We start from the raw sequence: 10,848 nt of genomic DNA, 5'->3' as shown, positions 1-10,848 counted from the left end.
CCGGAGCTCCCACTGCAACTTTTACTGAAAAGACAATAACATCAGGCAGATACGATAACAAGCTCAAGCGTCGCGTCACATTCCCCTGACGTGAAGGCCTGCTCGCAGAACCTGGCTTCGTTGCACACCTGCAACGAAGCCAGGACAGGCAATGGGTCGTGTGCCTTCAGGCTTCGAGCAGGATGCGCAGCATTCGGCGCAGCGGCTCAGCCGCCCCCCACAACAGTTGATCGCCGATGGTGTAGGCCCCGATGTATTCGGGGCCCATCGCCAGCTTGCGCACCCGGCCGACCGGGATCGTCAGCGTGCCGGTCACAGCCACCGGCGTCAGCTCGGCAAGCGTTGCCTCCCGGTTGTTCGGCACGAGCTTGACCCAGTCGTTGTCGCCGGCCAGCAATGCCTCGATATCGGCAAGCGGCACGTCCTTCTTGAGTTTGAAAGTCAGTGCCTGGCTGTGGCAACGCATCGCACCGACCCTCACGCAAAAGCCATCGATCGGGACAGCCGGCTCGTCGAAGCCAGCGCCGATACCCAAGATCTTGTTGGTCTCCGCAGAAGCCTTCCATTCCTCGCGGCTTACGCCCCAGCCCGGCTCGCCAGGCTCCTTACCTACACCGAGATCCTTGTCGATCCAAGGAATCAAGGAGCCGGCGAGCGGCACGCCGAAATGCTCCGTCGCCGCACCACCCAGGCCGCGCTGAAGCTCGATCACCTTGCGGTCGATCTCGAGAATTGCGCTCTTCGGATCGTCGAGCAGCGCCTTGATTTCCCTGTTCACCGTGCCGAACTGGGTGAGCAACTCGCGCATGTGCTGCGCGCCCCCGCCCGAGGCGGCCTGGTAAGTCATCGAGCTCATCCACTCGACGAGGCCGGCCTTGAACAAGGCGCCCACGCCCATCAGCATGCAACTCACCGTGCAATTGCCGCCGATCCAGTTGCGCCCGCCCCTGGCCAGCGCATTCTTGATGACCGGCAGATTGACCGGATCGAGCACGATCACCGCATCGCTCTGCATGCGCAGCGTGGAGGCGGCGTCGATCCAGTGGCCTTTCCAACCGGCGGCACGCAGCTTGGGGAACACCTCGCCGGTGTAGTCGCCGCCTTGCGCCGTGAGCACGACATCGCAGCGCTCGAGCGCATCGAGATCGTGCGCGCCGAACAGCTTCGTTTCGTTCTTAGCCATAGCCGGTGCCCGGCCGCCGGCGTTGCTGGTACTGAAGAACAGCGGCTCGATCAGATCGAAGTCGCCTTCGGCCTGCATGCGCTCGAGCAGCACGGAGCCGACCATGCCGCGCCATCCCACCAAACCCACTACCGTCGTCGCCATGTCGTTCACCTAATGTGTCTTGGGGAGCACCTCGTCCGCGCAGCATGAAGCGCCGCCGGCTTCAAAAGCTCAGGCCTGCGCCTTCAAGCGGGCGACAACGGCGTCGCCCATCTCCTCGGTACCTACCGTGCGACAGCCAGCGCTCGCGATGTCTGCCGTTCGCAGGCCGTCTTCCAGCGTTTGCTCAACGGCGGCCTCGATGCGCGCTGCAGCTTCGGGCTGATCCAGGCTGAAACGCAGCATCATCGCAGCGCTCAGGATGGTGGCCAGCGGGTTGGCCACGCCCTTGCCAGCGATGTCGGGCGCGCTGCCATGGGATGGCTCGTACAGGCCCTTGTTCCTGGCGTCGAGCGAAGCGCTCGGCAGCATGCCGATCGAGCCGGTGAGCATCGCGGCGGCGTCGCTCAGGATGTCGCCGAACATGTTGCCGGTGACGATCACGTCGAACTGCTTGGGGGCCTTGACGAGCTGCATCGCCGCGTTGTCGACATACAGGTGATCGAGCTGCACATCGGGGTACTGCGCATGCACCTCGCTCACCACGTCCTTCCAGAACTGAAAGGTTTCCAGGACGTTGGCCTTGTCCACGCTGGTCAATCTGCCGCCGCGCTTGCGAGCGGCCTGAAAGGCGACGTGAGCAATGCGTTCGATCTCGGGACGGCTGTAGCGCATCGTGTCGAAGGCTTCTTCGGCACCGGGAAAATGCCCATCGGGCGCGCTGCGGCGTCCCCGCGGCTGGCCGAAATAGATGTCGCCGGTGAGCTCCCGAATAATGAGGATGTCCAGGCCCGCGACCAGTTCGGGCTTCAAGCTGGAGGCGTCCGTAAGCTGGGCGTGGCAGATCGCCGGACGGAAATTGGCGAACAGGCCGAGTTCCTTGCGCAAGCCCAGGATCGCCTGCTCCGGCCGCAATGCGCGCTCGAGCTTGTCGTATTTCCAATCGCCAACGGCGCCGAACAGCACCGCGTCTGCGGCCTTGGCCAGCTTCAGCGTGGCTTCGGGCAGTGGACGGCCGGCGACCTCAAAGGCCGCGCCGCCGACGACAGCGGTTTCCAGCTCGAGGCGCAGGTCCAGTGCCTGCAGCGCCTTGACCGCTTCCGCGACGATCTCCGGGCCGATGCCGTCACCCGGCAAAACAGCGATCTTCATCCTCGTTTCAATCCTTCGCAATGCGTGATTCGCGCGACCGGCACCCTGGCGCCCCTCGCTCTCAAAGCCGGTGCGCCAGCCAGGGCTGGCGTAGCAATCGTTCGGCCTCGAAGCCGCGGATGGCATCGGCATGCTGCAGGCTCAAGCCGATATCGTCGAGACCGCCGAGCAAGCAGTGCTTGCGAAACGGCTCGACCTCGAAACCCAGCTCGCCACCGTCGGGCATGACCACCACCTGGCGCTCCAGATCGACCATGAGGGAATAGCCGACGAAGGCTGCCACTTGGTCGAACAACTGCCCGACCTGGTGCTCGGGAAGCACGATCGGCAGCAGCCCGTTCTTGAAGCAGTTGTTGTAGAAGATATCGGCGAAGCTCGGCGCGATCAGCGCGCGAAAGCCGTATTGATCGATCGCCCACGGCGCATGCTCACGGCTCGAACCGCAGCCGAAGTTGCGACGTGCCAACAGCACGGAGGCGCCGCGAAAGCGGGGCTGGTTGAGCACGAAGTCGGGGTTGGGCCGGCGCGTGGCGCTGTCTTGGCCCGGCTCGCCGTGGTCGAGATAGCGCCATTCGTCGAAGAGGTTCACGCCGAACCCGGTGCGCTTGATCGACTTGAGGAATTGCTTGGGAATGATGGCGTCGGTGTCGACGTTCTCACGGTCGATCGGCGCGACCAGTCCTTTGTGGATACGGAAAGCTTGCATGACGCCCTACTCTGTCTTGGCTGCAGCGGCGTCAGACCAGACGCCGCACATCGACGAAATGACCTGCCAGCGCAGCAGCGGCGGCCATCGCGGGGCTGACCAAGTGCGTGCGTCCGCCCGCCCCTTGGCGGCCTTCGAAGTTTCGGTTGCTGGTGGAGGCACACCGCTCACCGGGCTCCAAACGATCGGCATTCATGGCCAGGCACATCGAGCAACCCGGCTCGCGCCACTCGAAACCGGCTGCGGTGAACACGGCATCGAGCCCTTCACGCTCGGCCTGGGCCTTGACGAGACCGGATCCCGGCACCACCAGCGCCAGCTTCACATTGCCGGCAACGCGCCCGCCGATCTTGCGCACGACGGCGGCGGCCTCGCGGAGGTCTTCGATGCGCGAGTTGGTGCACGAGCCGATGAAGACCTTGTCGATGCGGATGTCGCCGATGGGCTTGTTCGGCTCGAGCGCCATGTAGGCCAGCGCGCGCTCTATCGCACCGCGCTTGTTGGCGTCCTTTTCTCGGTCGGGGTCTGGCACGCGGCCCTCGATCGACAACACCATCTCTGGCGACGTGCCCCAGGTGACCTGCGGCGTGATTCGCGCGGCATCGAGTTCGACAATGCGGTCCCAGTGAGCGTCGGAGTCGGACTGCAGCGTGCGCCAGTAGCTCACCGCCTGATCCCACTCCAGAGCCGTGGGTGCGAACGGACGGCCCGTCACGTAAGCGATCGTGGTCTCGTCCACCGCGATCAGACCCGCGCGCGCACCGGCCTCGATGGCCATGTTGCACACGGTCATGCGCCCTTCCATGCTGAGCGCGCGGATCGCGCTGCCGGCGAATTCGATGGTGTGGCCGTTGCCGCCGGCGGTGCCGATCCGGCCGATGATGGCAAGCACGATGTCCTTGGCACCGCAGCCCTTGGGCAGTCGTCCTTCGACGCGAATGAGCAGGTTCTTCGCCTTCTTGGCGAGCAACGTCTGCGTGGCGAGCACATGCTCGACCTCGCTGGTGCCGATGCCATGCGCCAGCGCGCCGAAGGCGCCGTGGGTGGAGGTGTGCGAGTCGCCGCACACGACAGTCATGCCCGGCAGGGTGGCGCCCTGCTCTGGGCCGATCACATGGACGATGCCCTGGCGCAGGTCGTTCATCTTGAACTGCGTGATGCCGTGGCGGTCGCAGTTGGCGTCGAGCGTATCGACCTGAAGCCGTGAAATCGGATCCTCGATGCCCTTGCTGCGATCGGTGGTCGGCACATTGTGGTCGCTCACCGCAAGGTTGGCCGACAAGCGCCACACCTTGCGCTTCGCGAGCTCGAGGCCGTCAAAGGCCTGTGGGCTGGTCACTTCGTGCACCAGGTGGCGGTCGATGTAGAGCAAGGCGGTGCCGTCGTCCTCGGTGCGGACGACGTGCTCGTCCCAGAGCTTGTCGTAGAGGGTGCGTCCTGTCATGGCGGCCGATCAATCCCGAGCGGGAGTAAACCCGTATTTTCCTGCACTTTCCCAAGGACCGGAGTGCTGGAACGCGAAAGCCGCCTGTGCCCAGCGGCAGTAAACAAAGTCGCCGCCGGTCGGCGCCAGCGGACGGCCGGCGCCGATGCGCGTTTCAGCGCTTGGCCATCGGTTTGACGTCGCGCTGGGTGGCGCCGATGAAAAGCTGGCGCGGACGGCCGATCTTGTACTCAGGGTCGCCGATCATCTCGTTGAGTTGCGCGATCCAACCCACCGTGCGCGCCAACGCGAAGACCGCAGTGAACAAGCTCACGGGAATGCCGATCGCGCGCTGCACGATGCCCGAATAGAAATCGACGTTCGGGTAGAGCTTGCGCGAGACGAAGTAGTCGTCTTCAAGGGCGATCTTTTCCAGCGCCATGGCCAACTTGAACAGCGGGTCGTTCTGCAGACCCAGTTCGTCGAGCACCTCATGGCAGGTCTCGCGCATCAGCTTGGCGCGCGGGTCGTAGTTCTTGTAGACGCGGTGGCCAAAGCCCATCAGCTTGATGCCGGAGTTCTTGTCCTTGACCTGGCTGATGAAGTCGCCGATCTTGGCGATGCCGCCCATCTTCTGAATGTCCTCCAGCATGTTGAGCGCAGCTTCGTTGGCGCCGCCATGCGCCGGGCCCCACAGACAGGCCACGCCGGCGGCAATAGCGGCGAAGGGGTTGGTACCCGAGCTGCCGCACAGCCGCACGGTCGAGGTGGAAGCGTTCTGCTCGTGGTCGGCGTGCAGGATGAAGATACGGTCCATCGCGCGCACCAGCACCTCGTTGGGCACGTATTCTTCGCAGGGCGTGGCGAACATCATGCGCATGAAGTTCGCGCTGTAGCTCAGGTCGTTCTTCGGATAGATGTAGGGCTGGCCGATGGAGTACTTGTAGGCCATCGCCACCAGAGTCGGCATCTTGCCGATCAGGCGGTTCGCCGCCGTGGCGCGGTGTTCCGGGTTCTGAATGTCCGTCACGTCGTGATAGAAGGCCGACAGCGCGCCGACCAGGCCGGTCAGCACCGCCATCGGATGCGCGTCGCGCCGGAAACCGCGCAGGAAGAACTGCATCTGCTCGCTGACCATCGTGTGGTTGGTCACCTTCCGGTCGAAATCCTGCTTCTGCTGGGCGTTCGGCAGTTCGCCGTTGAGCAGCAGATAGCAGGTGTCGAGGAAGTCGCAGTTCTCGGCGAGCTGCTCGATCGGGTAACCGCGATAGAGCAGCTCACCCTTGTCGCCATCGATGTAGGTGATGGCCGACTGGCAGGCCGCGGTGCTGAGGAAACCGGGGTCGTAGGTGAACTTGCCGGTCTGGGCGTAGAGCTTGCGGATGTCGATCACGTCGGGACCGACGCTGCCTTGGTAGATCGGCAGTTCCATGCTCGGGCTGCCATCGGAGAACGAGAGGGTGGCTTTGACATCGGACGGGGTCATGGCAGTTCCTTCTGGTCGAAGCTGAGTACAGCGAAAGAGGCGAGAGAGAGATCGGTACGGCAGCGCTCTGGCCGGTGCGGGTCGGCGCAGCTGTCCGAGCACCAAGCGAACCGTCGCAGAATCCAGCGCCCCCTGCGGTTCGCGCCGCGCGAGCAGCAGATCGAGCAGATCGGGGTCCGACAGTTCCATCAGCGCCTCGATGCCTGCCGCCTGGTCACGGGTGAGCGTGTCTTGGTGAAGAGCGAAGAAACGCTCGATGAAAAGATCGTTCTCGAGCAGCCCACGCCGACAGCGCCAGCGCAACTTGCCGAGTGCTGCGGGGTCGAGCAAGGGAGCGTCGAGCGAGACGGCCATGAAGCTCTCGGCAGTGGGCCTCAGACGGCGCGACGCACCAGCATGTCGCGTATCTTGCCGATGGCCTTCGTCGGGTTCAGGCCCTTGGGACAAACGTCCACGCAGTTCATGATGGTGTGACAGCGGAAGAGGCGGTAGGGGTCTTCCAGGTTGTCGAGTCGGGCGCCGGTGTCCTGGTCGCGGCTGTCGGCGATGAAGCGGTAGGCCTGCAGCAGGCCGGCTGGGCCGACGAACTTGTCGGGGTTCCACCAGAAGCTCGGGCAAGCCGTCGAGCAGCTCGCGCACAGGATGCATTCATACAAGCCGTTGAGCTCGTCGCGCTCTTCGGGCGACTGCAGCCGCTCGGTCTCGGGCGGCGGCTCGTCGTTGACGAGGTAGGGCTTGATCGAGTGGTACTGCTTGAAGAACTGCGTCATGTCCACGATCAGGTCGCGGATCACAGGCAGGCCAGGCAGCGGTTTGAGGACGATGTTGCCCGGCAGCGTGCGCATGTTGGTCAGGCAGGCCAGGCCGTTCTTGCCGTTGATGTTCATCGCGTCGGAGCCGCACACCCCCTCGCGGCAGGAGCGACGGAACGACAGGGTCGGATCGACGGCCTTGAGCTTGTTGAGGGCATCGAGCAGCATGCGCTCGGAGCCGTCGAGTTCGACCTGCAGCGTCTGCATGCGCGGCTTGGCGTCGGCGTCGGGGTCGTAGCGGTAGATCTGGAAGGTGCGTAGGCTCATGCTCTTGCTTCCTCGGCGCTCAGAACGAGCGAACCTTGGGCGGAATGGATTCGGTGGTCAGCGGCTTAAGGTTCACAGGCTTGTAGTCGAGCCGGTCGCCTTCGCTGAACCACAGCGTGTGCTTCATCCACACCGCGTCGTTGCGGCCGTTGGGATACGCGGGCGTGTCGGCGTAGTCGTTCACCGTGTGCGCGCCACGGCTTTCCTTGCGCGCCGCCGCCGAGACGATCGTGGCCCGGGCCGCTTCGATGAGGTTCTCGACCTCGAGCGCCTCGACACGCGCGGTGTTGAACACCTTGGACTTGTCGCCGAGCGCGATGTTTTTCACCCGCTCGGCAAGCGCAGCGATCTGCTTGACGCCCTCATTGAGCATAGCCTGCGTGCGGAACACGCCAGCGTGGAGTTGCATGCTGGTGCGAATGTCGTTCGCGACGTCCTGGGCGTACTCGCCGCCGGTGCTTGCCTCGAGACGGGCAAGACGCGCCAGGCTGCGATCGGCGGCGTTCTCGGGCAGCGGTTTGTGCGACTTGTTCTTCTCGTTGAACTCCACGATGTGGTTGCCGGCCGCCCGGCCGAACACCAGCAGGTCGAGCAGCGAGTTGGTGCCCAGCCGGTTGGCGCCGTGCACGCTGACGCAGGCGCATTCCCCCACCGCGTAAAGCCCGTTCACGACCGTATTCGGGTTGCCGTCCTTCGGCATCACCACCTGCCCATGCACATTGGTCGGCACGCCGCCCATTTGGTAGTGGATGGTCGGCACCACCGGGATCGGCTCCTTGGTGATGTCGACGTTGGCGAAGTTGTGGCCGATCTCGTACACCGAGGGCAGCCGCTTCATGATCGTGGCCGCGCCCAGGTGGGTCATGTCGAGGACCACATAGTCCTTGTCCGGACCGCAGCCCCGGCCTTCCTTGATCTCCTGGTCCATGCAGCGCGAGACGAAGTCGCGCGGCGCCAGATCCTTCAGCGTGGGCGCATAGCGCTCCATGAAGCGCTCGCCCAATGCGTTGCGCAGAATGGCCCCCTCCCCGCGGCAGCCTTCGGTCAGCAGCACGCCGGCACCGGCCACGCCGGTGGGATGGAACTGCCAGAACTCCATGTCTTCGAGCGGAACACCCGCGCGCGCCGCCATGCCCAGGCCGTCGCCGGTATTGATGAACGCATTGGTCGAGGCGGCGTAGATGCGCCCGGCCCCGCCGGTGGCCATTAGCACCGTCTTGCCCTGCAAGATGTGAAGGTCGCCGGTTTCCATCTCCAGGGCCGTGACGCCGACCACGTCGCCTTCGGCATCGCGGATCAGGTCCAGCGCCATCCATTCCACAAAGAACTGCGTGCGCGCCTTGACGTTCTGCTGGTACAGCGTGTGCAGCATCGCGTGACCGGTGCGGTCGGCCGCGGCGCAGGCGCGCTGCACGGGCTTTTCGCCGTAGTTGGCGGTGTGGCCGCCGAACGGGCGCTGGTAGATGGTGCCGTCCGGGTTGCGGTCGAAGGGCATGCCGAAGTGCTCGAGCTCGTACACCACTTTCGGCGCCTCGCGGCACATGAATTCGATCGCGTCCTGGTCGCCGAGCCAGTCGGAGCCCTTGACCGTATCGAAGAAGTGATAGTGCCAGTTGTCCTCGCTCATGTTGCCGAGCGAGGCGCCGATGCCGCCCTGGGCCGCCACGGTGTGCGAGCGCGTGGGGAACACCTTGGACAGCACCGCCACGCTGAGGCCGGCGCGCGCGAGCTGCAGCGAGGCGCGCATGCCGGAGCCGCCGGCTCCGACGATGACGACATCGAACTTGCGAGTGGGAAGCGTCGTTGCGCTCATTCTTCTACAGCCTCCAGAGCACTTGGATCGCCCAGCCGGCGCAGGCGACGAGCCAGACAATGGTGGCCACCTGCAGCACGAGCTTCAAACCGACGTGATGGATGTAGTCCATCCAGATGTCGCGCATGCCGACCCAGGCATGCCATGCCAGCGAGAGCACGGTCACAAGGGTCAGCAGCTTCATCCACTGCGAGGAGAAGATGCCAGCCCAGCGCACGTAGCCCAACTCCGCGCCGAAGATCAACTGCGCCAGCAGCACGATGGTGAAGAGCGCCATCAGCACTGCAGTGACTCGCTGGCTGAGCCAGTCGCGCAAGCCGTAGTGGGCGCCAACGACGATGCGCTGCGATCCGTAATTCTTGTTCATGTCGAATGCACCCCCTTCTCGCGTTCTCAATACAAGCCGAACAGCTTGGCGCCCAGTACGCCCGTCAGCAGCGCGCTCGAAGCCAGGGTGAATAGCGCCGACTTGGCCCCGGCGTCCGCCGTGACGGCGTGCATCACGTCCATGTAGAGATGTCGCACCCCAGCGATGAAGTGGTGCAAATACGCCCAGATCAGTGCCAAAGCAATCAGCTTGATGAACCAACCCGGCATGAAACCGATGCCCGCGGTGAAGGCACTTGCGAAACGCTCGAAGCTGATCTCGGAAGTGAGGCTGGTGTCGAACAGCCAGACGATGAACGGCAGAAGCACGAACATCAGCGCACCGCTCACCCGGTGCAGGATCGACACGATGCCCGCTGGCGGCAGCCGGTAGCCGACGATCTGGGTGATGTGGATATTGCGGTAGACCGGGCGGGGTCTCTCCGCCTTCGCGCTGATGTCTGCCATGCCGGATCCTGCTTGTCTTCTATAAAACCCGAAGAGTTTATTGCATTGCAACATACGCCCCGGCGCAGGCGCGCCGAAGCCCTGCGCCTTCAATTCAACTCGTTTCGGTAGTAGTGGTTGGATGTCTCGTACAGACCGCGCCGCAGTTCGACCGGCTTGTCGCCGTAGGTGAGCGTGCGCCGCTCGACGCTCAGGAGCGGCGCCCCTTCAGCCACCGCGAGCAGCGATGCATCGACGGCATTTGCGGCAGTTGCGCGCAGCTTCTCTTCGGCGCGAAGGGTGCGCACGCCGAACTCGGCTTCGAAAAAGGCGTAGAGCGGGCCGCGGTAGTCGGCCAGTCGCTCGGTCGTGAGTCCCTTGAAAAGACTGCCGGGCAGCCAGATGTCGTCGAGCACCACCGGCCGGCCGGCGAAGACAAGGAGTCGCCGCGCCTGAATCACCGGGTCGCCGGCCTTGAGATCGAGCGTGCGCGCCACCTCGGCATTGGCGCGTACGCGGCGGCAGTCGAGCAGGCGGCGCTCCACCGGCTCCCGCTTGGCCGGCGTGTCGGGCACCAGGCGCAAGAAGCGGTACTGCACTTGCTGCTCGGCATGCGTCGCCACGAAGGTGCCCTTGCCCTGCCGGCGCAGCACCAGGTTCTCGGCGGCGAGTTCATCGATCGCCTTGCGCACGGTGCCTTGGCTGACCCGGTAGCGCACGGCCAACTCGGTTTCGCTTGGAATCGCCTCGCCCGGGCGCCATTCGCTGGTCTGCAGGCTTCGTGTGATCAGCGCCTTGATCTGCTGATATAGCGGGCTGAACGCCGGGCCTGCAGCCGTGCCGGACGAGGCTTGTGCCGTGGGCGGAGAGGGAGGGTTGGCAGCCATGTCATGGATTGCATCACAGGGCTTGCATGGTCGTCCATAAGAATGCTGAAAGATGTCTTATATAAAACAGAGGAGCTTTGACGCTTCGAAGCCAGCCGCCTAGACTTGCTTCTACACTTGGCGCTCAGCGGCGGCCTCGTCGCAACGCTCGCCCCGCCACCCCGA

Annotated in this window: 10 protein-coding genes and 1 pseudogene; all 11 read right to left on the bottom strand. The window is 64.4% G+C overall.

Going from position 1 to position 10,848, the window contains the following annotated elements:
• Window positions 1-166 precede the first annotated feature (166 nt).
• The gene (gene asd, locus H0W38_RS07915) at window positions 167-1,327 is read right to left on the bottom strand and encodes an aspartate-semialdehyde dehydrogenase (protein WP_292452692.1); all 1,161 of its coding nucleotides are present in this window, start codon (window positions 1,325-1,327) and stop codon (window positions 167-169) included.
• A 69-nt stretch (window positions 1,328-1,396) separates the two neighbouring features.
• Window positions 1,397-2,476: a 3-isopropylmalate dehydrogenase gene (gene leuB, locus H0W38_RS07910; protein ID WP_292452691.1), complete on the bottom strand. Its 1,080-nt coding sequence runs from the start codon at window positions 2,474-2,476 to the stop codon at window positions 1,397-1,399.
• Between the two features lie 61 nt (window positions 2,477-2,537).
• The gene (gene leuD / locus H0W38_RS07905) at window positions 2,538-3,182 is read right to left on the bottom strand and encodes a 3-isopropylmalate dehydratase small subunit (protein WP_292452689.1); all 645 of its coding nucleotides are present in this window, start codon (window positions 3,180-3,182) and stop codon (window positions 2,538-2,540) included.
• A gap of 31 nt (window positions 3,183-3,213) precedes the next feature.
• Complete coding sequence (gene leuC / locus H0W38_RS07900) at window positions 3,214-4,626, bottom strand: 3-isopropylmalate dehydratase large subunit (RefSeq protein WP_292452687.1); 1,413 nt, start codon at window positions 4,624-4,626, stop codon at window positions 3,214-3,216.
• Window positions 4,627-4,780: 154 nt separating this feature from the next.
• On the bottom strand, window positions 4,781-6,091 hold the full coding sequence (locus tag H0W38_RS07895; RefSeq protein WP_292452695.1) for a citrate synthase: 1,311 nt from the start codon (window positions 6,089-6,091) through the stop codon (window positions 4,781-4,783).
• 114 nt (window positions 6,092-6,205) lie between these two features.
• A pseudogene (locus H0W38_RS07890) lies at window positions 6,206-6,445 on the bottom strand (succinate dehydrogenase assembly factor 2); the annotation flags it as partial.
• 20 nt (window positions 6,446-6,465) lie between these two features.
• Window positions 6,466-7,170: a succinate dehydrogenase iron-sulfur subunit gene (locus tag H0W38_RS07885; RefSeq protein WP_292452685.1), complete on the bottom strand. Its 705-nt coding sequence runs from the start codon at window positions 7,168-7,170 to the stop codon at window positions 6,466-6,468.
• Between the two features lie 19 nt (window positions 7,171-7,189).
• On the bottom strand, window positions 7,190-8,983 hold the full coding sequence (gene sdhA, locus H0W38_RS07880) for a succinate dehydrogenase flavoprotein subunit (protein ID WP_292452684.1): 1,794 nt from the start codon (window positions 8,981-8,983) through the stop codon (window positions 7,190-7,192).
• 4 nt (window positions 8,984-8,987) lie between these two features.
• Entirely contained in the window at window positions 8,988-9,350 is a 363-nt protein-coding gene (gene sdhD, locus H0W38_RS07875) for a succinate dehydrogenase, hydrophobic membrane anchor protein (RefSeq protein WP_292452683.1), read from the bottom strand.
• A gap of 26 nt (window positions 9,351-9,376) precedes the next feature.
• Window positions 9,377-9,817 (bottom strand): succinate dehydrogenase, cytochrome b556 subunit, encoded by a 441-nt coding sequence (gene sdhC / locus H0W38_RS07870; RefSeq protein ID WP_292452694.1) that lies wholly within the window; start codon window positions 9,815-9,817, stop codon window positions 9,377-9,379.
• An 89-nt stretch (window positions 9,818-9,906) separates the two neighbouring features.
• The gene (locus H0W38_RS07865) at window positions 9,907-10,683 is read right to left on the bottom strand and encodes a GntR family transcriptional regulator (RefSeq protein ID WP_292452681.1); all 777 of its coding nucleotides are present in this window, start codon (window positions 10,681-10,683) and stop codon (window positions 9,907-9,909) included.
• Window positions 10,684-10,848: the final 165 nt, after the last annotated feature.

Origin of the sequence: Methylibium sp., assembly GCF_013817365.1 — a bacterium.
Lineage (GTDB): Bacteria > Pseudomonadota > Gammaproteobacteria > Burkholderiales > Burkholderiaceae_C > Methylibium.
The sequence above is the reverse complement of the archived record's forward strand: the minus strand, read 5'-3'. Positions and strand labels throughout refer to the sequence as shown.